Origin of the sequence: Parashewanella curva, from assembly GCF_003675895.1 — a bacterium.
Lineage (GTDB): Bacteria > Pseudomonadota > Gammaproteobacteria > Enterobacterales > Shewanellaceae > Parashewanella > Parashewanella curva.
Window position 1 is genome coordinate 21949 of record NZ_ML014776.1, and the last position, 24562, is coordinate 46510.

17 protein-coding genes are annotated in these 24562 nt (G+C 42.5%); 9 read left to right on the forward strand and 8 right to left on the reverse strand.

From position 1 onward, the window contains the following. Window positions 1-20 precede the first annotated feature (20 nt). The 4 genes from D5018_RS10330 to D5018_RS10345 all read right to left on the reverse strand — a co-directional run bounded on the left by D5018_RS10330 (window position 21) and on the right by D5018_RS10345 (window position 5334). The gene (locus tag D5018_RS10330) at window positions 21-1085 is read right to left on the reverse strand and encodes an efflux RND transporter periplasmic adaptor subunit (RefSeq protein WP_121838928.1); all 1065 of its coding nucleotides are present in this window, start codon (window positions 1083-1085) and stop codon (window positions 21-23) included. After that, a complete protein-coding gene (locus D5018_RS10335; protein ID WP_121838929.1) occupies window positions 1082-4183 on the reverse strand; it encodes an efflux RND transporter permease subunit in 3102 nt (1033 codons plus the stop codon). Before D5018_RS10335 ends, D5018_RS10330 begins: the two co-directional genes overlap by 4 nt. Before the next feature lie 124 nt (window positions 4184-4307). Continuing rightward, on the reverse strand, window positions 4308-4565 hold the full coding sequence (locus D5018_RS10340; protein WP_121838930.1) for a hypothetical protein: 258 nt from the start codon (window positions 4563-4565) through the stop codon (window positions 4308-4310). A gap of 67 nt (window positions 4566-4632) precedes the next feature. After that, complete coding sequence (locus tag D5018_RS10345) at window positions 4633-5334, reverse strand: tRNA1(Val) (adenine(37)-N6)-methyltransferase (RefSeq protein ID WP_121838931.1); 702 nt, start codon at window positions 5332-5334, stop codon at window positions 4633-4635. Window positions 5335-5528: 194 nt separating this feature from the next. On the opposite strand from D5018_RS10345, the gene brnQ reads away from it, so the two are divergent. The 4 genes from brnQ (at window position 5529) to recJ (ending at window position 10461) form a co-directional block, all read left to right on the forward strand. Then, window positions 5529-6854, forward strand: a complete 1326-nt coding sequence (gene brnQ / locus D5018_RS10350; protein ID WP_243637421.1) for a branched-chain amino acid transport system II carrier protein — start codon at window positions 5529-5531, stop codon at window positions 6852-6854. A gap of 62 nt (window positions 6855-6916) precedes the next feature. Beyond that, window positions 6917-7825 carry a site-specific tyrosine recombinase XerD gene (xerD, locus tag D5018_RS10355; protein WP_121838932.1) on the forward strand — a complete coding sequence of 303 codons (909 nt, stop codon included), beginning with the start codon at window positions 6917-6919 and terminating at the stop codon, window positions 7823-7825. An 87-nt stretch (window positions 7826-7912) separates the two neighbouring features. Further along, entirely contained in the window at window positions 7913-8638 is a 726-nt protein-coding gene (gene dsbC / locus D5018_RS10360; protein ID WP_121838933.1) for a bifunctional protein-disulfide isomerase/oxidoreductase DsbC, read from the forward strand. 98 nt (window positions 8639-8736) lie between these two features. Beyond that, the gene (recJ, locus tag D5018_RS10365) at window positions 8737-10461 is read left to right on the forward strand and encodes a single-stranded-DNA-specific exonuclease RecJ (RefSeq protein WP_121838965.1); all 1725 of its coding nucleotides are present in this window, start codon (window positions 8737-8739) and stop codon (window positions 10459-10461) included. Between the two features lie 72 nt (window positions 10462-10533). On the opposite strand, the gene D5018_RS10370 is transcribed toward recJ, so the two are convergent. Continuing rightward, on the reverse strand, window positions 10534-11835 hold the full coding sequence (locus D5018_RS10370) for a hypothetical protein (protein ID WP_121838934.1): 1302 nt from the start codon (window positions 11833-11835) through the stop codon (window positions 10534-10536). Window positions 11836-12011: 176 nt separating this feature from the next. Then, on the reverse strand, window positions 12012-14096 hold the full coding sequence (gene fusA / locus D5018_RS10375; protein WP_121838935.1) for an elongation factor G: 2085 nt from the start codon (window positions 14094-14096) through the stop codon (window positions 12012-12014). A gap of 362 nt (window positions 14097-14458) precedes the next feature. On the opposite strand from fusA, the gene D5018_RS10380 reads away from it, so the two are divergent. The 3 genes from D5018_RS10380 to D5018_RS10390 all read left to right on the forward strand — a co-directional run bounded on the left by D5018_RS10380 (window position 14459) and on the right by D5018_RS10390 (window position 16833). Next, window positions 14459-14875: a hypothetical protein gene (locus D5018_RS10380; protein ID WP_121838936.1), complete on the forward strand. Its 417-nt coding sequence runs from the start codon at window positions 14459-14461 to the stop codon at window positions 14873-14875. A 124-nt stretch (window positions 14876-14999) separates the two neighbouring features. Next, window positions 15000-15533: a DUF2878 domain-containing protein gene (locus tag D5018_RS10385; protein WP_121838937.1), complete on the forward strand. Its 534-nt coding sequence runs from the start codon at window positions 15000-15002 to the stop codon at window positions 15531-15533. Between the two features lie 403 nt (window positions 15534-15936). Beyond that, on the forward strand, window positions 15937-16833 hold the full coding sequence (locus D5018_RS10390; protein WP_121838938.1) for a hypothetical protein: 897 nt from the start codon (window positions 15937-15939) through the stop codon (window positions 16831-16833). Window positions 16834-16893: 60 nt separating this feature from the next. Here the strand turns inward: D5018_RS10390 and D5018_RS10395 are convergent, their stop codons facing one another. Further along, entirely contained in the window at window positions 16894-21444 is a 4551-nt protein-coding gene (locus D5018_RS10395) for an ATP-binding protein (protein ID WP_121838939.1), read from the reverse strand. A 159-nt stretch (window positions 21445-21603) separates the two neighbouring features. On the opposite strand from D5018_RS10395, the gene D5018_RS10400 reads away from it, so the two are divergent. Continuing rightward, window positions 21604-22515, forward strand: a complete 912-nt coding sequence (locus tag D5018_RS10400) for a LysR substrate-binding domain-containing protein (protein ID WP_121838940.1) — start codon at window positions 21604-21606, stop codon at window positions 22513-22515. 9 nt (window positions 22516-22524) lie between these two features. After that, window positions 22525-23679, forward strand: a complete 1155-nt coding sequence (locus D5018_RS10405; protein ID WP_121838941.1) for a C15 family peptidase — start codon at window positions 22525-22527, stop codon at window positions 23677-23679. Here the strand turns inward: D5018_RS10405 and D5018_RS10410 are convergent. After that, the gene (locus D5018_RS10410; RefSeq protein ID WP_121838942.1) at window positions 23676-24539 is read right to left on the reverse strand and encodes a hypothetical protein; all 864 of its coding nucleotides are present in this window, start codon (window positions 24537-24539) and stop codon (window positions 23676-23678) included. The two genes, D5018_RS10405 and D5018_RS10410, sit on opposite strands and share 4 nt — an antisense overlap. Window positions 24540-24562: the final 23 nt, after the last annotated feature.

The window sequence follows — 24562 nt, forward strand, 5'->3', positions numbered from 1 at the left end:
ATCTTACAGTGAGCCTTTATTTAGGTTGATTGCTTTCGCTCCACCTTCGCATTAACCAATTGCCCATCTTGCAGGGTTTCAGCACCTCGGATCACAACTCGGTCTTTATTATAGATATCACCTTTCACCGCAATCCAATCTCCGTCGCCATCACCTAATTCAACCTTGACCTTTATGGCCTTGTCTTGCTCATTGATCTTAAATACAAAAGCACCTTTTGAACGCAAAACAACCGCATCTCTCGGTACCAATGTTGTCAATGTTTGCGGTGCTATCGGTAAGGCTAATGAAATCAGCTCACCAACACTAAAATTATCTTCAATCCCCAATGGAAGGTTTAAACGGATTTCAAAGGTTTGTGAACGAACATCCGATACCGGAATTAAACTTCTGATCGAAGCCGAAAACTCTCCTTCACTGTGATATACCTTAAGGACATCCCCCACTCTGACTCGCTTGCTGTGCTTGAGAGGTGCATGCAGTCGAATTTCTAAATGTTCAGGGTCGGTAATAGCGACAATGGCTTTAGCACGTCCAATATCTTCGCCCTTTTGATGATAACGCTGAGTGATGATCCCAGAAAAAGGTGCTTTGACATCAGTACGATTGAGTTCATCATTAATCTCTTTTAAGCGTACTTTCGCTAAGGTGAGATTTGCTTTAGCCAAATCCCGCTGCGATTGGGCTTCATCAATTTGAGCTTCAGACACATGCTGGCTTTTTCTCAAGGCTTTAAGTCGATTAAACTCTCTGATCAACCTTTGGTGAGACACCTTACTGTGTTGAATTTGCGCTTGTTGTTTCTCTTTTGCGAGTAATAAACGTGTCTTTTCAAGTCGAGCAACCACCTCACCTTCTTTAACGTTAGTTCCCGCTTCTTGTACCCATTCTATGCGTCCATCGACACCTGAAGTAAGCTCAGCACTTTGACGAGAATGTACTGAGCCAATCACATTCACTTTTGGTGATAATGGTCGGTTTTGAACTTCAACAACACTGACCAGACGGGGCTCTTCGCTTGCGTATGAAGTCAAAACCGTTAAAGAGAAAAATAATGCAATGAATATAGAGGTTAAAACTTTCATACTTCATTCCTTGTGAAACTCGTGATACCTGAAGAAAGACGGTTGAATTCCAATCCATGCGTTAATCGCAATAAACTCGGCATTAAAATCAAGGTAAATAAGGCACTAAAGGTCATGCCTCCTACAATCACCGCCGCTAATCCGCGATAAATTTCACTTCCCACACCTGGCACCAGCATTAGAGGTAGCATGCCAAAAATCGAAGTTAAGGTACTCATATACACAGGTCTGGATCGAGTGCGCACCGCTTGTGCAATGGCCGCATCAATATCAAGTCCATTTCGTGTACCTTGACGTGTTTGAACCACCAACAAAATGGCATTATTCACCACGAGACCAAGGAGAATAATAAAGCCTATCATAGTGAGTAAGTCGAGGCTTTGGAAACTCAATAGGTTTAATAGACGCAAGCTAATCACACCACCACACACCGCCAATGGCATAGACAGTAATACCAATAAACTGTCCTTTACCGATTTAAACATGGCCGCCATCAACAAAAATAAAATCATCACAGCAAGGGCAAAGTTAACACTCATTTGCTCAATGGCTTGCTTTAATTTATCAGAGCTTCCTCTAAATTGAACTGAGCTATTTTCAGGTAAATCGGCTTTTATTTTGGGCAATGCTTTCGATGTAATTTGCTCTAACGCTTCATCAAGAGACATATCCGCAGGCGGGAAAATGAGTAAACTCACACTGCGATTGCCATTAACTCGTTGCAGCTGAGTCGGACCCACCGTTCTTTGAATATCCGTCAATTCACCGATGGTTTGGATCCCTGCTTCATGGGTATAAATAGGCGTTGCCGCTAATTGTTCGGGTACTTGCCATTTAGGACCTTTGAGCAACACATCCATACGCTCGTTTCCATCAAAATATTCCCCCACAAATAACCCTGATGTATAAGCGCGAACCGCATTGGCTAATTGACTCCTATCAATCCCCGCTTGTGCAAGTCGACGTTCATCTGGCACCAACTGTAACTCAGGTTGAGCTAACGAGAGTCCCGGAATGGGTCGAACTACTGCTCCGGGTAACGCGTCAGTAATATGTGTCATGCCATTTCGAGCCGTTTCCATCAAGGCTTCAGTATCAGCCCCCAATAAATCGACATTAATCGCTCGCCCGCCATTGATACCGAATTGCAGCAATGTTCCTCGATTGGTAAAAGCTTGCGTATCGGGTAAGTCTTTTAACAACTCGGTTTTCAGTAATTGCATCATTTCGTCAACGCGACTTGGATCTTCAAGATAAATGAATAAAGCGTTAAACGAGTTGAAAACTGAAAAGTTATACCCCTTTATGTAGGGCTGCTGTTTTTTCTCATAATAAGGCTTCAGTCGCTCTGTCATGATTGAGCCAAATTCCTTTTCTAACACTTTGATATTGGCACCCGGAGGTAATGAGAAAAAGGTAGCAATCGCATCAGATTTGGCTTGCGGTAAGAAGTCAGGTCGCGGCATTAATACCGCTGTTAAAACGCTTGCGCCCAGTATCAGGGCGGCACACCACAATAGCGCTAACTTTCTATTACCTGTAATACGTTGAATAAACGCCGTTAACTTATCCCAAACGTTGGCCTGTACTTGAGCTTGCTCTGTAGGTGCTAGCTTCAGCCAAAGTAAGCTGAAAACAGGCAGTAAAGTGATAGAGCTAATGAAAGACGAAACAACCGCAACCGAGAGGGTTAAAGCTAAATCGGAAAACAGCTGCCCTTCGACGCCAGTCATAAATAAAATCGGTAAGAAAATAGCAACTGTAGTTGCTGTTGAGGCTAATAGTGCACCTTTGACTTGCCCTGTCCCTTCCAACACCGCTTGTTTGAGGGAACGACCTTGTTGAAGTAAGCGCACAATATTTTCTTGCACAATAATCGCGGCATCAAGCACCAATCCGACCGCAAAAGCCAATCCCGCTAACGAAATCACATTTAAAGTTCGTCCTAAGCTCTCCAATGCAATAAAAGCGATCAACAAGGCCACTGGGATGGTGGATGCAATCATCAAAGTGGCAGGAAAACTTCTTAAAAAACCGAACAAAATGACTAAGGCCAAAACGACCCCAATCACTATGTTGCTCTGCACCAAAGCAATAGCACGTTTGATATGGATGGAGGCATCAAAAGATAAATCCATCACCAAACCAGCGTCTTTCAACGCCCCAGAATTCAATTCGTTAATGGCTTTATTAACGCCTTCAAGTACATTCACTGTATTGGCATCAAACGTTCCCTCAAGTGTAATGTAATAGGCTGAATAACCATTTCGTTTAGTAAAGCCTTGTTGTTCAGCGTTGGATATTTCAACATCTGCAACTTCATTTAAATAAATCGGGCGACCGTTGTTATAGCTTAAAATCAGTTCTCCTAAGTTCTCAGGATGGTATTGACCGATAAATCTCACCGTGTATTGCCTGCGCCCGACATTAGCCGTACCACCTGAGACATCAGAAGCGCGGAGTAAGACACGTCGAAATTGATCCAGTGTTATTCCTAACGCCGCCGCTCGATAAGGATCAAAATTGATGTGTAACTCTTTTGGCAAACGTCCCGCTAACTGCACATTGGCAATACCTTGAATTTGGCGAAGCCTAGGTTCAACCACATCATCAATAAGTTTTTGATATTGAGTGAAATCTTGATTGGGGTTATCAGGAGCGGTGCGGATCAGCAAAGAAGCCATTCCCGGAGCACCTCCTCCACCACCACCGACATTAATGAACGGCTCCATCGCATCCAATGGTCTGGGAGGTGTTTGATTTAACGCATTAATCACGTTGATCATCGCCTCTTGCATGTTGGTACCTACTTCAAAAGTGAGGGTCACTATGCCAAAACCTTGGGAGATATGTGAGTTAACTTCAATAACACCAGTAACACGTTTGAGCACATTTTCTTGAGGCTCAATAATGTTCGACTCCATCTCTTGAGGCGCAGCCGAACGCCAGTTATTCATCACCGAAATTTGCGGCTGTTGGATATCAGGTAACAACTGAATTGGAAGTTTAGAAATGGCAATCAAGCCAAATACGGCTATAAGCAATACAGCGACAATGGTTCCTGCGATATTCTCGGTACTGACTTTGGTAAGACTCATCGCGGTTCCTTGCGAAGGGTTACAACAATTAGCCCAGAATCCTACCAGCTACTACCTAGAAATGAACAGTAAAACATACACTCTGATTACAATTTGTAACAATTTAGAAATATTAGGATTAAAATCAATCTCCGCCACCTCCGCAGCCACTGCTGTCACCTCCATCTCCCCAACTGGAGCCACCACCGTCTGCACCACTGGAGCTTGATTTTTTTGAGCTGGAAGACCAATTAAATGAACCTGATATCACTAGCAAGATGTAAGCAATGGAAAAAACGATAAAGAGTTTGCGTAAATCAAGATAAGTAGCACCAGTAATAAAGACATCGTAGGCCAATACGCCAAGCATGATGATAAAACTGAGTAAGAGTTTGGTTTTCATAACAACTTTCCTTGTAAAAAAAGCCATATTCAAAACCAAGCTACTGTTCTTTTACGGTAAATGCAATTTATAGATTTAAATAGAAATCCTTTGTAAGGGCTATCATTTCCTCAGTGTAAGTATTATCACGCTCTCTTAATATCAAGCTTTCTTCTAATACTGAACCACCTACAAAATTAAGCTCAAGTAATAACCTCCTTGCCGTTTTCTCTCTTACTGGAATGACTTGTACACGTTTACTGACCTTTATTGAACTCGTCGATAATGTCTTTAAAAAATTGACCTCAACTTCACAGGGCAAAATCAAACTTGCACTGCCATTTTTGCTTAACAAGTTTTGAATGCTTTCGATCAAATGTTCAAACGTGAGGGTATTGGTATGACGCGCATTGGCTCTAGAAGCATCAGTCGTTTGAGGGCCAGCTAGAAAATAGGGCGGATTACAAATGATATGCTCAAATTTGGTATTGGTAATTTCTGCATATTTTTGAATACACATATGCTCAACCTTGATCCGTTCAGGCCAAGGGCTTGCGTCAATATTCTTTTTTGCCACATCGCAGCTCACTTGATCATACTCCACTGCCACAATGGAAGCCTTTGAGCGCTGAGCAGCCATTAACGCTAACACACCACTGCCTGTTCCTATATCGAGTACAGTGTTTGAATGTGAAAGGTTTGCCCATGCTCCCAAGATAATAGCATCGGTACTTACAGGCATTCCGCAGCCCGAGTCATCTATATGAAATTGTTTTAAGGTAAATGGCATAACAAAACAGAAATTAGGGCAATAGTAAGCCAGTAGTGTGATCTTGGGCTGTATTGTGCCTAAAAGTGAACGTTAGAGCTAACATTCTTGTTGCTACTTTTCTTTAAACAGTAGCCAACAGACTTAATTTCGAATAAGTTATCAATAAAAATAATTATTAAATCAAAAAATCTTGTAAATAACAGAGGTCTGCTGTGCAAAATAATCAAATGAGTGTCACTGACACATTTGGGCTTGGCTTTATGACATTCGCCTTTTTTTTAGGAGCGGGTAACTTAATTTTCCCTCCATTCGCGGGTATGTTAGCTGGCGAAAACATGAGCTGGGCCATGATTGGCTTTCTTATTACAGCTGTTGGTCTGCCGCTTTCAGGCTTGATTGCTGTGGCTCGTTCCAAAGGTAATGTTATGGGCATGCTGCCACCCTTTGCAGCTACAGCCTTAGCTGTGGCAATTTACATTATCATTGGTCCTGCTTTTGCCGCACCTCGTACAGGCCTTGTGGCATACGAAATTGGTGTTCGACCATTTTTAGAACATACCTCAGCGGTTTATCACATAGCAGGCTTAGAGTTGAATGCATCTCAAATGTGGTCAACCCTCAGTTTCTTTATCATTGCTATGCTGTTGGCTCTCTTTCCAGGTAAGTTACTCGATAATATTGGTAAAGTTCTGACCCCTGTGCTGCTAACCCTATTGGTAGTATTAGCGATTTCAATCATCATGTTCACAGGTTCAGCGCCAAGTGCTCCAGTTGGCGATTATGCAACTCAGCCACTTGCCAAGGGGATCATCGAGGGTTACAACACCATGGATACCCTAGCCTCTTTGATGTTTGGTATGTTGATCATTGATGTACTAAAAAAGAAAGGCGTCAGCGATCCTAAAGCACAAACTAGGTATTTAGTTAGAGCAGCTATCATTGCGGCATCAGGTCTCGCCTTTGTTTATGTCTCACTTTTCTTTTTAGGCACAAGTGCTGGAGACTTGGCCAAAGGTACGACTAATGGCGGACAGATTTTGACAAACTTTGTTGACCATCAATTTGGCAGCCTAGGCACGATCTTATTATCAGCCGTAGTATCACTGGCTTGTTTAACCACAGCGGTAGGCTTGATTGTGGCGTGTTCAGAGTTTTTTGAAGAACTGATCCCAGCTTTTAGCTATCGCCCATTGGTGATTTTCTTTAGTGCGGTTTGTGCATTAGTGGCAAACGTGGGACTAAGCCAATTAATCTCCATCAGTATTCCTGTTCTTGTCACGATTTATCCTGTTGCTATTGCGTTGGTAGCCATAACCTTTGTTACCACTAAACTGGCTCGACCTGAGTTTTCCCATCGCCTAGTGTTAAGCGTGGCATTGGTGTTTGGTATTGTCGATGGGCTTAAAGCGGCAGGCGTTGATATGAGTGCATTGCAATTCCTACCTCTATTTAATGATGGCATGGCATGGGTTATCCCAACGTTCTTCACCATCATTGCATGTGTCGCAATCCCAAGACATAAAGCACAGCAAGCCTAAGCTTGCTAGTGGGCTTACCTGTTCGTACAATTGAATAACATTATTTTCATATTTTTGTATTTATGGTAAGCCCAACCTCCTATCAAGCCGATCCCATTATCGAGCAATTTTTAGATGAAACTTGGTCTATTCATGGCTTAAGCGATAATACACTTTGTGCTTACCGCACCGATTTGCGCCATCTTGATAAATTTCTTCAGCAGCGCCAATCATCTTTAACCAAAGCTCAACTTAATGACTTGCAGGACTTTATTGCTTATAAAGCTGAAACGGGAACGTCAAAAAGTAGTCAAGCCAGAATGCGCAGTTCAATGCGTCGCTTGTTCTTATTTTTATTACAGAAAAAATTAATTGAAAAAGACCCAACCGCATTATTAGGCAAAACTAAACTCGATGCTCGTATCCCAAAAAGTTTGACTGAAGAGGAGGTAGATCAACTACTTTCCGCACCAAGCGATGATGATGTTATTGAAGCACGAGATAAAGCGATGCTGGAATTGCTTTATGCAACCGGCTTGCGTGTTACCGAACTAGTGTCGTTAACTATAGAGCAAGTCAGCTTACGTCAAGGCGTTATCCGTATCGTAGGTAAAGGTGGTAAAGAACGTTTAGTTCCACTTGGAGAAATCGCATCTGAACAGCTTGAGCATTATTTAAAGTTTATAAGACATGAGCTCAGTGCTTCAGCCAGTTCTGATGTTTTATTTCCGTCAAAGCGAGGTCGACAGATGACCCGCCAAACGTTTTGGCATCGGATTAAACATTATGCTGTTAAAGCCAATATTCAATCTGAGCTTTCGCCTCATACACTCCGCCACGCGTTTGCCACTCATTTGTTGAACAACGGCGCAGATCTGCGAGTCGTACAGCTATTATTAGGGCACAGTGATTTATCTACCACTCAAATTTATACTCATGTAGCTAAAGCGAGATTACAAGAATTGCATGCAGAACATCACCCTAGAGGCTAAAATTTGATTTAACCGTCATTTAACGGTAACTTTTAGCCCACAATTCCGGTCTAAAAAGACGAAGCACTTAATCCAATAGGAATCCTCATGAAGTTTGCCCGTATTATGTCACTGTTTACCGCATTAATGGTGACCTCGGCATTTGCCGCAGCACAATCCCCCCAATTACCTGACGACAATGCCATTAAAGCAAAAGTTGAAGGAACATTGGGCTTGAAAGTACTCTCCATGCAAGACTCTCCTGTTCACGGTTTATACCTAACCATGACCAACCGTGGTGTACTTTATATCAGTAATGATGGTTCTAAGGTTATCCACGGCAATATGTACGATTTAGATAATCGTATGAAAAACCTGACCGAAGCCGCTTTAGCCAAACCTCGTGTTAAGCAACTGAAGAAGTTTGAAAAAGACATGCTGGTGTATAAAGCCAAAGACGAAAAGCATGTAATCACTGTTTTCACCGATATCACCTGTGGTTACTGCCGTCGCATGCACAGCCAAATGAAAGAATACAATGACTTAGGAATAACTGTTCGCTATTTAGCCTTCCCACGTGCAGGCGAAAATTCATCAGTTGCCAAAGAAATGAAATCAATTTGGTGCTCTAAAGATCCATTAAAAGCGATGGACGATGCTAAAGCAGGCAAAGATTTAGCAAATAAAACCTGCCATGCCAATATTGCTGCTCAATATGAGCTTGGACAAAGCTTTGGTGTAAATGGTACTCCAGCGGTTGTGTTAGATGACGGTACGCTTATCCCAGGTTATCAACCACCTGAGCGTTTACTACAAACCATAGAACATCATTGATTAACACTAAAGAGACGTCTTAAAAGCCACTGACTCAAACAGTGGCTTTTTTGTTACACTCAGTTCAGTTTCATAATCCAAAATAAGAGATGCGCCCTGTGATAAAACCCATTGTTCGTCGCCCAACCGTCGATGATTCACACCTACCAAACTCTTTACCACCGCTTTTAAAACAACTCTATGCACGCCGTGGTGTAATGGCGGAACAATGTCAAGCAGGCTTAGCAGGATTGCTTCGACCAGAGACTCTAAAAGATCTCCCCAAAGCGGCCAGCATCATCAGTGATGCCATTGAAACCAATAAGCTCATCACTATCATTGGTGATTTTGATGCTGATGGTGCAACGTCGACTTCAGTGTGTATGTTGGCATTGCGCTCAATGGGTGCCTATAAAGTCAATTTTCTTATTCCGAACCGTTTTGATTATGGTTATGGATTAAGCCCTGAGATTGTCGATTTGGCTCATCAACAAGGTTCTGAACTGTTATTAACCGTTGATAATGGTATTTCATCCATATCAGGAATTGATCATGCGAATAAGTTAGATATTCCTGTTGTTGTAACCGATCATCACCTTGCCGGAGAAGAGTTACCTCAAGCCGCAGCTATTGTGAACCCTAATCAGCCTGATTGCCCGTTCGCCAGTAAAGCCATTGCAGGTGTCGGTGTGGCATTTTATTTAATGACGGCAATTAAAGCTGAGTTAGTTCGCCGTCAATGGTTTGAGAAACACAATATTGCTCCACCAAACCTGACCTTTTTATTGGACATTGTGGCATTAGGCACGGTAGCCGATGTGGTGCCATTAGATGCCAACAATCGAATATTGGTTGAAGCAGGCCTAAGACGGGTACGTTCAGGTCAATGCCGCCCCGGAATAACAGCTTTATTGGATATTGCTAAACGCGATCCAAGTAAGGCCGTTGCCAGCGACTTTGGCTTTGCAGTTGGTCCTCGCTTGAATGCGGCTGGCCGCTTAGATGAAATGTCATTAGGCGTTGAGTTGTTAATGTGTGATGACATGAACAAAGCGAGACAAATGGCTTATAAACTTGACTCCCTCAATCAAGAAAGGCGTGAACTGGAAGCTGGCATGCAGCATGAGGCGATGCAAAAGCTAGCTTCATTAAGCCTTAACGATGATGACTTACCTTCTGGACTCGCTATCTATCAAGAAGACTGGCATCAAGGCGTTATTGGCATTTTAGCGTCGCGGATAAAAGATCGTTATCATCGCCCCGTGATTGCCTTTGCTAAAGCTGAAAACGGTGAAATTAAAGGCTCAGCTCGCTCTATTAAAGGCTTACACATGAGAGATCTGTTAGCCGATATTAATAATCTTGCCCCCGATCTCATTATCAAATTTGGTGGCCATGCCATGGCAGCCGGTTTGTCTCTTAAAGCTGATGCTTTTCCTCGCTTTGCTAAACTGTTTGAGCAATTATCCAGCGAGCGCCTCACTCAAGCACAACTTACTGGAGAAATTTTCACTGATGGCGAATTACCTCTGCAATTAATGGAAATGGAAACAGCTAATCTAATCCGCTATGCGGGACCGTGGGGGCAAGAGTTTGAAGAGCCATGTTTTGATGGGCAATTCCGTATTATCCAGCAACGCATTGTGGGAGAAAAACACTTAAAGTTAGTGTTAGAGTCTGTATGCGGCACCATGATGTTTGATGCGATTGCGTTTAATGTGGACTTGAAAGTATGGCCAGATCTTCAAGTTCAACATGTAGAACTGGTCTACACCCTAGATGTGAATGAATTCCGTGGTAATCAATCTTTGCAATTGATGGTAAAGCAAATAAAGTCAACGTAAGTAATTTACATTTCATACAAAAAAGCCCGAGATAGTTAATCTATTTCGGGCTGATTTCAAAGCCTTGAAATTCTAGCTTCTCAACTCATCTAGACGTCGCTGTGCTTCTCTTAGGTTTAACTCTTCTTGATGAGCATCAATTGAGGGAGAACTGTTAGTCGTACTCCTTTGAAGATCAAGTTCATCATCCTCTTCAATATCTGCATTCTGCAAGCAGCGTTGAAGCCACTCATCCTGAGTTTCATCAGGCAAAGAACTTAACTCTGAAAGAGAAGTTACGTGAGAAGAACTTGATTCAGAACCGTTGTCACTTTCAGCCTCATGCTCAGCCTGTTGTCGTCTCAAGTTCTGTCGTAGTAAGTTATCATTTCTAGTTGAATCAGTATCAAGCTCTAATTCATCTCTCTCATGCAATTCAAATTCACGATTGTTTGCCCATTGTTTGACCCTATCTCGTTCTGATGGAGTTAAAGTTTGTTTCTTAATCATATTGGGAATATCAGGCTTATTTGTATCGGCTAATAGCGTTACCCCTCCTAACCCTATTCGAATACCTGCTGCGATTCTATCTGCCCACTTTAAACGAGTGTCTTCATCTTTAATGTTTAACTTAGTAAAAATACGATGGAGTATTGTGCCAAGTGAATCTCCGTGTAAGGCCGCACCATCATCGCCTTTTTTGCGACTGATAACATCATATACAGCACAACCGGTGTCACTAGTGGCCACCACAAGATTTCCCACTGCGATAACCAATAATGGCGACGCTAAACCTGCACTTAATATAGTCACAGGTATCGCAACCACTGTTAATCCAACACTTAACAATAAAGTACCAACTCGGTAACCCGCTTCTTTTTGGGCAATATCGTTACGAACCTTAGACATTTGAGCTTTATGCTGAGCGTTCACGAACTCATCTTGCATTCTGAGATTTTCAAGCTTACGAGTTAGCTCAGGATTAGCTGACGGATCTGGTGTAGGCTTTTCAAGGTGTTCAAACTCTCTCATAAATGAATCATCTGAATCAACAGAGGTGTTAGAAGTAGAAGAGGCACTAGAAACCGATCGACTTCGTAGACCTGATATTTGGCTTTGAACTTCTTCGCCACTCTCATCGTCACTATCGGAAAGCACTTCGATTGTTGGCTCTAAAGGTTCATGAGCGTTATGAGTTGGAAGGAGAGAGCTTGGTACAGGTCGGCTTTGCTGAGCGGGGATAGGATGTTCGAGAGGTACTTGCTCCCCTTCAAATCTGGCTGCACCTTGTAAACGCGCGCTACGGTTAGTTTGTGAACCTGATACATCAGGTTCGATTTCATTGCCATACTGATCACATAAAGGGACACCCTTTGGTCCTAGATTTACTGCCATAACGAAACCTCAACTGTTATCCCCCGACTTCCTGTTAGTTGTAATAATAGTTGGTGCTTAATAGCTAAGCAATTGAATTAGATTAGGGTTTGATTAAATTTGATTCATAAAAAAACCGCTGAACTCATTATTAATGAGACAGCGGTTTTTTATTTTATTAAAGAATTAAGCAACAATTACTTATTTGCTTCTCTTTCTTTAACGTCAGCAATTACTTTTTCAGCAACGCTTGCTGGACATGCTGAGTAGTGTGAGAACTCCATAGAGAACTGACCACGACCAGAAGTCATTGTACGTAGAGAACCGATGTAACCGAACATTTCTGAAAGCGGTACGTCAGCCTTAATACGAACACCCGTTACGCCAGCCATTTGGTCTTTGATCATACCACGACGACGGTTAAGGTCACCGATTACGTCACCTACGTTGTCTTCTGGGCTGAATACGTCAACGTGCATCACAGGCTCAAGAAGCTGTGCGCCAGCTTTTGGCATAGTTTGACGGAATGCACCTTTAGCCGCGATTTCGAACGCGATAGCTGAAGAGTCAACGGCGTGGAATGCACCATCAACTAGCTCTAATTCAACATCTAGAACTGGGAAGCCAGCAACAGTACCAGTTTCCATCATAGATGCGAAACCTTTCTCAACTGCAGGCCAGAATTCTTTAGGTACGTTACCACCAACTACTGAAGAGCTGAACGTGAAGCCAGAGTTTGGCTCACCTGGACGGATAACATAGTCGATCTTACCGAACTGACCAGAACCACCAGATTGCTTCTTATGAGTGTAAGAATCTTCAACGATCTTAGTGATAGTCTCACGGTAGGCTACTTGTGGCTCACCAACGATTAGGTCAACACCGTAAGTACGCTTCAAGATATCAACTTTAATATCTAAGTGAAGTTCACCCATACCTTTAAGGATGGTTTCACCTGAATCTTCGTCAGTCTCAACGCGGAAAGATGGATCTTCTGCAACCATTTTACCGATTGCGATACCCATTTTCTCACTACCACCTTTATCTTTTGGAGATACAGCGATAGAGATTACTGGCTCTGGGAATACCATAGCTTCAAGAGTACATGGGTGCTTAACATCACATAGAGTGTGACCAGTTTGCACGTTCTTCATACCCACGATAGCGATAATGTCACCCGCTTGAGCTGAATCTAGTTCGTTACGCTCATCGGCTTGCATCTCAACCATACGGCCAACACGCTCAGTCTTACCAGTTGCACTGTTAAGAATGGTGTCACCCTTCTTGATACGACCAGAGTAGATACGTACGAAAGTAAGAGCACCGAAACGGTCATCCATAATTTTGAATGCTAGCGCTTTTAGTGGCTCATCAGCAGAAACGATAGCGTGCTCGCCAGTCTCGTTGCCTTCTTCGTCAGTTAGAGGCTGTGGATCAACTTCTTGTGGAGCTGGTAAGTAATCAACAACAGCGTCAAGTAGAAGCTGCATACCTTTGTTCTTGAACGCAGAACCACAGTATGTTGGGAAGAACGCCATAGTACGAGTACCAGTTCGGATACAACGCTTGATGTCTTCGATAGAAGGCTCTTCACCTTCCATGTAAGCTTCCATTAGATCGTCATCTTGCTCAACAGCCGTTTCGATCAGTTGCTCACGGTATTCTTCAACCATGTCAACCATGTCAGCTGGAATGTCTTCGATGCTGTAGTTTTCAGCTTGTCCAGTTTCATCCCAAACGTAAGCTTTGCGAGAAAGTAGATCTACAACGCCTTTGAATTCGTCTTCGATACCAATTGGCAATACCATTACCAATGGGTTAGCGGCTAGAACGTCTTTAGTTTGCTTAACAACGCGTAAGAAGTCAGCACCCATACGGTCTAACTTGTTTACGAAGATGATACGAGCAACTTCAGATTCGTTCGCATAGCGCCAGTTAGTTTCTGATTGTGGCTCAACACCACCAGAACCACAGAATACACCAACACCACCATCAAGAACTTTAAGAGAACGATATACTTCAACAGTGAAGTCAACGTGTCCAGGAGTGTCAATAACGTTTAGACGGTGCTTGTTCCACTCACAAGTAACAGCCGCTGACTGAATGGTAATACCACGCTCAGCTTCTTGCTCCATGAAGTCAGTAGTAGATTCACCATCGTGAACTTCACCGATCTTATGGATTTTACCGGTAAGCTTAAGAATACGCTCAGTGGTAGTAGTTTTACCCGCATCAACGTGAGCAAAAATACCAATATTTCTGTATTTTGATAAGTCAGCCATGATTCAACTTTAATCTAGTTAGGTTAAGAAGTAGACGGAGTATGCGAATAACCGACACACCACACATCAGAATAAGGCGCATATTGTAAAGTGGAACGGACAATGGCGCAATTAACTAGTGCAATTTTTAGCGTTTCAAATAGTTGCCACATTACAAAGTGAAAAATAACCTATACTAAACAATGCCTTACGGATAAATATTTTTTATATTTTTTTTGGTTTCTTAACATAAATGCAGATATAACGCTGTTTTTAAATAAAAGTGGTATTCGTCACAATGGTTAATCTTTATTTATCAACTCTGGTGATAATGTGAACATGGGAGTAAAAACAACAGGGTTGACCTTATTTAGGAGATAACCATGGCAACTCGCTCTGTAACACTCTACGCTCCACTCCTACTTTCTCTGACATCATTAGTCACTTTTAATGCCTTTGCTATTCCTGTCTCACAAATGAAATCAGGCAACTATCTAGCGTTTTACCAGCATGGACTCCCCAAGGATATGAAGTTATGTAATCAGACATTGAACATCGGCAACACCAATAATTCTCCTATCAATATTAATATCGAGTACACACCGGAAAAGAACATGCCCCCGTGTTCATTAAGCCATACTGATTTAGTTTGTAATGCTAACGGCCTATGCGCAGGAGAAGAAAGTTATGAACAAATTGTTGTTAAATTCATCCACAATAATACATATCAATGGGAAGACATTACGAGAGGGTTTGGTGGTGAGCTGTTACTGAGTAAGTCTCAAAAGCCTAGCAAATAATCATAAAGCCGAAGGTTTATAGCTGAATCAATATAAAATGGGCAATGGCAACAGGACAAAGTGATCCTTTGTCCATATGGTTGCGTATTGCATATAACCCCACAATTAAGGATGAGGTGTGGTTATGTTGTACAACCTAGTAATATTCAGTATCTTGTGGCTGGCTTGTGTACTCTTCGGTAATATGGCTGTCCCTTTCGTCGTTCTATTTTCCGTCTTGTATTTTTTAAAATACAAATCCATTTCTGATCTAAACCTAATTTTATTTATCGTAGCATTAGGTGGATTGGCTGACACCATTTTGATGCACTTTGACATCATTGAATATCGTTATCATAACGAGTTTCAGCACAACAGTTCTGTTGCGCCATTATGGATGTGGGCAATATGGTTAAGCTTTGCCATTAGTGTTAAACCTTTTCTTCAGTGGCTGGCGCAATCAGTATGGGTACAATTGTTATTTGCCGTAACGGCTCCAGCATCTGCATACTTCATAGCCCAGCAACTCGGCGCGATGAAGTTTACCTTACCAAATAGCGAAATATTTATGCTACTCGGCATGATAAGTGCGGTTCTTATTCCATTGTTTACTGCGATACAAAAGTGGACAGATGAAGATAAAGTGCCCACTCACAAGCCAATGCTTATTAAGAATTAATGACACTCCGGTCAAACTCCCCTTTTTCAAATTTAAAGGGGAGTTTTTTATGAAAAAATACCTATAACCTCGGCTCTGTATAACAAAATCAATAATATTTTGATTTACAATCCAAACCTTAAATTTTTATCTACAGTGCTGCTGATTTTGTGTAGTTCAAGGCAGAACAGTTCGTAATAATCGGTCTATTGGGGGCTGTTCTAACACAGAAATACGCATAAGTGGCCGTGCTATAGAGGTTGGCTTATGCAGAGCTGAGGTTATATATGATAGAAACTGACAATCATCTTTAAAATCTGTACGTTACTGTACACAAGATGATTAATTTGTTTTTATCTTTCATTCCGAATGAGAACTCTGCCAAGCATAATAATGACTCCTGAAACCACCAGAGGTCACCACTATGGTTGCAACAATACCTTCTACAGAGCAAGTGCCGAGTAGTTCGGAGCAAGAAACTCCTATTGAATGCTTTGACCCTCAAAAGATGAATATGCTGCAGTTTACTCAGCAGAATGAATTTAAAACCATTAAAAGTGAGTTACATGCACACTTAACCTCATTATCATCTACGCTTGCTCAGCAACACGAAATTCCGGATAACATAAAACAACTAGAGCAATTAGCTCAACTTACAGAGAGTGCACCAGCTAACCTAACACAAGAACAATTTGAACGACTCTTTAGTGAATTTTGTGTTGAAATGAAAGCTTTTAACGAACTTTTCCATAGAGGCACTTATGTGGAGAACAAAGGAGTAAGTAAACTACTAGTAGTCAAAGAACAATGCCAAAGCTTTGATATCGATAACCCGGATTTAACCAGCGATCTGAAAAGGATAAATCAGCAGTTCAAAGAAATAGAAAATGAATTGGACAGATACCAATCAAAATCAGAGAAAGTTTTTAAATTAATTCAACTATCAGAACAATTTCAAGACATCATTTCGCGCAATTTAGAAACACTTCCACCTTTAACGCCATCAGAGCCTCTTCATCAAAGAAATCCATCTGAGGTTTTCCAACCAGATGATGCCTTTGATATTGAAGAACAATTACCACATAGTCATGATTTAGCCGATTCAGTCGTAAGACAAGCTGAAGAACTAGATACACCGCAAGGTAACGTACGAAAATTAAAAGATCATCACACCCACTTAACCTTTCTTTTATGTTCTAGAGTTGGTTTTCCACAATCAGAGGCGCCGGATGCACCTACTCCTAAATACGATGAATCATTTATTCTCGAACTTCTACACTGTGTAAAAACAACAATCCTTACTAAAGTTTACCCAAGCTAATTCGTTGATAAAAAAATCCCCAGACTAAGCTGGGGATTTTTCTTTAGAAAAGGCTTGTGATTACTCGTCTAATGGCGATACCACAAACATCAAGTCACCTTGTGAGATCTGCTGACCATTAGTATTCAAAATACGCTCAATGCGGTATTTCTTATCTTCTGGGTACAACACAGCATCTTTACGGTTAAAGCCTGCTAGATTCACTTGCGAGAACATCTTCATCGCTTCAGTCAGTGCCAGAGTTTGATCAGCAGTAACAATGTCACCTTCTTCAACAAAGTTTGGCTCTCCTGGCGCTGGTGAGGTATAGAAGATACCCGCACCTTGCGATAGTACTTTCAGCTCGTTACTGTCACCAACACGCAGTGATTCCGTTGATACACCAGCGGTTTCTGCCGCGGCTTCCATTTCTTCGATTAGAGCAGGAATATCAAGCTCAGCCATTAGGCGAGGTAGATAGTTGGTATCGTACACACCTTGACGGAAGGTGTTATCTTTCAGAATACGCTTCAACAGTGGAATGTTAGTCGCGATGCCTTTGATCACTACTTGATCGAGATACTCAACAAACTGATCAATCACTTGCTCACGGCTTTCACCACGCATGATCACCTGTGCAATTAAGCTATCGTAGTATGGTGATACTTCTTTATCGGTTGCAGCAATTGAGATGATTTCAATATCGTCACGCTCTGGGAAGTTACACTCAGTGATCATACCTGGGTTAGGTAGCAACTGAAGTACACCTTCACTATCTAATGCTGCTTTTTCAGCCGTGATACGAAGCTCCATCGCGTAGCCAACTTCTTTTGGCTCTAGCTCAGCGATTGAATTACCCGCTGCTACGTCAAACTGAGCACTTACGATATCAATGCAAGACGTGGCTTCGGTAACCGGGTGCTCTACCTGTAGACGCGTGTTCATTTCCATGAAGTACACTTCGTTGGCATCTAGGTTATAGATGAACTCGACGGTACCAGCACCCATGTAGTCTGTCGCATCACCCAGTGCACGAGTGTAATCCATTACTTTCTGCTTCAATTCAGCAGGTAGCATGGTAGATTCAGATTCTTCAATCACTTTCTGGTTGTTACGCTGTACAGAACAGTCACGAATACCCAGTACTTTGGTGTTACCGAACTTATCACGTAAAAGCTGAACTTCGATGTGACGTAGCGAGGTTACGTATTTCTCTAGGTAAAGGTCACCGTTACCAAAGGCTGCTGCTGCTTCGGTAGAGGTTTTTTGGAACAAGAAGATCATGTCTTCTGGCTTTTCAACAACCTGAATACCTTTACCGCCACCGCCTTGTACCGCTTTAAGCAGTACTGGGTAACCGATTTCATTAGCCACGTTCACCGCTTGCTCAGCGTTATTCAAAATACCGTGAGAACCCGGAACCACTGGAACATTTTGCGCTTGTGAAGTCTTAATCGCATTCGACTTGTTACCCATAGTGGTCATCGACAACACGCTTGGACCAACAAAGTTAACACCATTGTTTACACATAATGCAGCAAACTGTGGGCTTTCAGATAAGAAACCAATCCCTGGGTGAAGCGCATCTACCTGCTCGTATTCAGCCACTTTCAATACAGAATAAGCATTTAGATATGATTCATCTGAGGTGTTACCACCGATACAAACCAGCTTGTCGTTCTCTTTGAGCATTTCTGCTGGAACAGCTGTCATATCTGGATCTGACGCCACCAATACCACATTGATGTTGTTGTCGTGTGCTTTACGGATAAGCTTAACCGCTGTACAACCACGAGCGTGGATAAGTACTTTATCCATTGGCTTCATCAGAGCACGTGGATCGTCTTGCTCGATGATTTCTTCTTCCGTTTGCACTTCTGGTACCAGCGTCGAGAACGCACTTGCGATCACATCACTGATCTCTTGACTCGGCAAAGGCATCAATGGGTCGATGCTTGTTAGCTGTGCATCTAGGGTATCGCTGAATGGGTTATTGACTAGACCATTCATCGCCCCCGGCACTTTCGATAAGTAGTTCGAAAGCGTTGACGTTGATGGCAAGTAAGCTGGAACCACCATTTGACCCGCAAATGGCATGTTAGTGCCTGATAGGTAGTAAGTTTGCACTAATGGGTGAGTCACGAAACTCGCCTGTGCACCACCGGTACAGTCACCATAACCAAACATCATTACAGGTAATTCGTTATCACGGATGAAACGAGTAATACGGTCGTTTACTACAGCCATTGAGAATAGCGCAGCCGCACCTTCTTTAGTCTGCATACCACCAGAGCTGATAAAGCACACAACAGGAAGTTTACGCTTAGCACACTCAATCAATAGCGAACTGAATTTCTCAGCACTTGCCATATCGAACGCACCCGCTTGGAATGCCGTGTTAGAAACGGCAACACCGACACGTTGCTTTTGACCATTGTTGTCAAAATCAGCCAAACCTGTGATCAAACCACACGGACGAATGCCTTTGTCTAATGCATCTTCAATCGATAAACGGAAACCTGGGAAGTTAAGCTGGTTTGCGGTCATCTTATCCGCATCAAGCTCATCAAACTGAGTGAAGAACTTACCGATGATGTTTTCCCAGCTCATCTTGCCAGAACGTTTTTCATCACGAAGCACTTTCTGGATCAGCAAATCTTGATAACCCATAGTCAAACGGTTCCAGAAGTCTTTACGACGACCGATACGCACTGGGTTAATCGCACCTGTATAAGCACTTTGATCGTTTTCACTGTCAAAGTATTCAGGCAATAGACGCTCAAAGAAGTAAGTCAGAATTACGAACAAGCTGTCGTTCAATTGTGGGAAACCTACACTCTTCCAAGACTCAACACGAGTTAGAAGTTCAGCGCGGTTAGACTGAGACATAAAGTACTTCAGCCACTTGTAGAACTTACTCTTATCGTTAGCAATGTCTTGAGTCGAAATCGCTTTATCAATCGACGTGTGCAGTAGGTTATCCACTGACGCACGAGACAAGCTTTTCGCCATCATGGCTTCTTTCGCGATAGACGCTAGGTTAACTACAACATTGTCATACAAAGAGTTGAAGATAAGGATGTTGTAACATTGCCAGATAAAGTCTTCACGTAGCTCATCGTTCACGACTACATCAAGAACGGTCAGTTGGTTTAGTTCAGGCCAATCTTTTTGAGTGACATCGGCTGGTAGGTTTTCAAGATGCGCAATCAAGCCTTTAAAGTTGTTTGCTGCATTACCTTTCCAACGATGGTATAAAGACCAACCAATGTTGAACAATAGCGCCTTACGTGCTTTTTTGTAGTTTTCTTTTGGCTCACCCAAAATCAAACGGGTGATCATGTTACGCTCTTCAGAGATCTCTTCACGCTTAGAGGTAAAGGTTCCCCAAAGCTTGTTTAGCTCATCGTCATAGACGATTTTATCTGGGCTAGATAACCAAGTCTGGAAGACTTTATCTTGTTCTTGCTGAATACGCGCCAGTAAATCACCTTCAGGCACACTTACTTTAGACAAACGACCATATTCGCCTTCTGGAATTGAGTGAATACGGCTACGAAGCGTTAGGTAACGTAGGTAACGATATGCACTACCAAACAGGTTCAGGTGCATGGTTGGGTTACTTGCGACTTCTAGCTCTGCATTATGTTCTAGTGACTGTAGGCTGTCAGAAGGATTTAAGAAACGGTTTAATGAGCGATCATAGTGTTCACGTAAATCGTCAGAATCACGAACAAACTCAATTGCTGCTTTTTCTACCGCTTCAATCGAGCTAATGATTGCGCGACGCAAGTTATGCTGACGCTCATCTTTGTCAAACGGAGTAAAATCAACAATACCATCGATACAGCCGTGGCTGTATAACTCTTCAGGTGATACACCTACTGATTTAGCACACTCTTGCCAAGACAAGTTGTACTTACGAGCGATGCTTTGCAAACCTTGAGGTTGAATCGTATTGAAAATACCATCACGCAGAGATAAAAGAATGTTTGCTGCCGCTAATGGGATCGCACCGCCAGAGTAACCTGCACCGATAACGATACCAACCGTTGGTACGTCAACGTTAGCACTTTCAGCAATCGCTTTAGAGATTGAGTGCGCTTGGTTTTGGCTGTTCGCCGCCTCACCTGCATCCGCTCCAGGAGTGTCAATCAGATAAACGATTGGCATTGACAGCTCAGCAAAATGACGGATTGCTTTACAGGCTTCTAAATGATGCTCTGGCATCCAAGCGCCATTTGATGTTGTACGCTCTTGAGCGATAAAACCAATACGGCGAGTGCGAGCACCAAAATTCAACTCTACTTCTGCACTATAAAAAGGCCCTACAGATTTTTCAGTAACGATTTTACCCTTTAGATCCGCAATCATGCGCTTGGCGCCTGGGCGGTTTTTATCTTGGGTCGGTTGAATAACTTTACTGACGTAACCATCTACATCAAGTAAAGATAAACTTTTTAAATTTGCCTGAATGCTGTCTTCATCCAGTAAACCTTTCACCTCGTCAGACAAGCTTTGCTTGCTGTGTTTAGGAAATAATGAAAAGTCATTGGCTAATTGTTCAGCTTTTAAAAAGAGTACATCAGCACCTTCATTGTGTGTCGTTGCTGGCTGTTTCTTGCTGGTCATCCTAAGATCCTCTGCTTATCCTAGCCTCTAGGCCTTCGCTATTTCTATCTAGCTTTTAGACCTGATTTTTTATTAGAGTAAATATAACTTTTATCTATCTCAAATTGCCATTAAACTGGCTTAGACGCTTTGTTCCATATTTGAGACAGTGGTAAAAACATGCCTGATTTGAATGGGATGATGCTCTTTGCTGCCGTTGTTCGCGCTAAGGGTTTCTCACAAGCCGCCCGAGATACTGGGCTACCAAAATCGACCATTAGTCGTAAAGTTGCTCAACTTGAAGAGCAGCTTGGAGTGCGATTATTGCAACGAGATACACGCAATTTGAGCCTGACTCAAGTTGGGGCCTTGTTCTATCAACATTGTGACAGTATCAGTCACGAAATCGAAGCAGCCAAAGCTACCATCGAAAACACCCATAATGATGTGTCAGGATCTTTGCGAATTGCCATCCCAGTTTCCTTCAGTCAGGAACTGATTGCCAACTTGGCAAGCGGATTTATGCGACTTTATCCTAATGTCACCCTAGATATCCAGTTTACTGACAACGATGTTGGACTGGTCGGAGAAGGTTACGATATCGCCATCAAGTATGGTCCTCTACAATCTTCAGACCTCGTTGCGCGACTTTTGTTCGAAAGGCAGCCCATTTTAGTTGCCAGCCCCGGTTATTTAAAAACCAATGGTACTCCTGCAACACCTAATGAACTCTCTGCTCACAAAGGCATAATGCTTGGTAGTTCTCGCTCTGTTCCGATATGGCCATTAGGTAAAGGTTCACGCAAAACAATGGTGAGCTTTCAAAAGAAGCTCAGTGTTAACAGTGCCACCATGGTAAAAAAATTGGCATTGGATGACTTTGGGGTTGCTATGATTTCAAATACCAGCTGCAAAAAAGAACTTGCTAATGGTACTTTAATTCCAATTTTGCAAGAATGGCCTATCGAAGCAACTAAGATTTATGGTGTGTATTCTAGCCGCAGACAGCTAGCGGCCAATATCAGTACCTTTTTAGACTTCTTTGCTAAGCGCTTCTCAAGCCAAGAGTCGTTACAAATACTAATGAATTAAGGAATAGTGATGCTGCCTTATTTTCAATTGAGCTTGATTGCACTTTCAACTTTTATCTCGGTATCGCTTCAAGCTATGCCTTTAAATGTTGAAGAATCCAGATTACAAACAGCTAAAGACAATATGGCTGAAGTAGTCAACCGCTACCAAACTAATCTCGACTCGTTAGCAGCCAAACTCTCTGAAAAAAACCAACTCACATTAACCCATAATGTGACCCGAAATGCTAAACGCCTCTGGAAGCGTGCGGTAAGTGACGTTCGCTCGGGTCATCAAGATGACCGAAGTTTGTACTGGGCACGTTTGGCAATACGTAAACAAATCAAAGAGTATCAACAGCGAGCAAAGTGGCCTGACTGGCAGCTTAATGTAATTCTTAACGGGGTTGAGTCTGCAACACGAGGTATTGGCGATGTGCATTTCGGTGATAACGTTGATATCAAAATCTTATTAACCGGCTTTGACCCTTTCTTTCTTGATAGGAACATAGCACAAAGTAATCCATCAGAATTAACCGCACTTGCGCTTGATGGTTACCAGTTTAAAGTGAATGGTAAAATAGCTCAAATTGAAACAATGATGATCCCCGTTCGATTTGATGATTTTGATGATGGACTGATTGAATCGATCTTTACTCCTGCCTTTAGAGATAAAAGCGCAGATATGATTTTCACTGTCAGCATGGGACGTAAAGATTTTGATTTAGAACGTTTCCCAGCTTTAAACCGAAGCGCAAAGACCCCTGGTAATTTAAATGTCTACACAGGTGCAACTAAACAACAACCACTTCCGCCCCTCTTAAAAGGCCAGACACTGAATGGGGCTCAATTTGTTGAGTTTACGCTACCCGTAAAAGCCATGCAGTCAGTCCAAGGAAAATGGAAAGTGATCGATAATCGCGAGGTGACGACATTGGAACGTGGTCAATATGAGGCTAAATCATTACATTCACTTCAGCAACAAACCTCTGTAGAAGGCTCAGGAGGGGGTTATTTGTCTAATGAAATATCGTATCGTGCAATTCGGTTAATGCAGCAATTTGAACATACGATTCCTGTCGGGCATATTCACACACCACGCATTAAAGGTTATGAGCCAAAAACAGAAAAACAAATAGTAGATCAAGTTCGTGACATGGTGAAAGCAGCGGCTGGAACGCTTTAAAGTACTTTTGCAATTAGGCCATCAGGGCTTCGAAGTAAGCAGATATGAGCAAAGTTCTCTTTATGAGAGGCATCGGTTTGGCGGCATAAACTTAATTGTCCATGGTTCACAAATTTGACCGGAATACCTTCACCTTCAGCCATGGTGCCAACATCAGCAAGACTCAATGATACGCTTGCAAGTTCAGCTAATAGAGGAGGGTAATGGAAGTCGATTTCGGTCAGTACTTCTTCCACCAGCATCAGTTTTTCCCCTGTCTCAGGATCATCTTGAATACGCACCTTTGCAAGGGGGCGTTGCCACCAGAGAAGAGCTTGGCCTAGCTCAATATCCGTTTCTGCATCAAGCCAAAGACCATTGCCCGCTTCTGGTAATTCAGGTTCAGACTGAGTTTGGGGGATATATCCTGCAATTAGACTTAGTGAGACACTCGGAGAGTCAGTAATACAAGGCGCCCAATGAGAAACCATAGGTTGCCATTCATTGACAGGCCATTGAACCAATACGCATCGAACACCATTGAGGGTCAATATTGGGTATACGTCCTGCTCTAAAATATGAGCACTTGGCGTTTCAGACACCGAATCAACCAACCATTGACCAACAATCTCGAAAATAGCAGCACTAATGCAAGGCACGAAGTCTTCAGGTAATTTATCAAGAACGGATATTCCTGTATTATCAGACACGGCTTTTTTCCAGTCAGATAATGGTACCCATATTCCGATACCTTCGGCAAAGCTTTGGTGTTGCCACAGCAGACCATCACCGCCAATGGATTTGATTTCTAAACGGCAATTCTGGGCTTCTAGTCCTGTGCCTATTACTCGGCTTACTTCTAAAAGTACACTGCTTTCCATCAGGTTTCCTATATTTGGATATT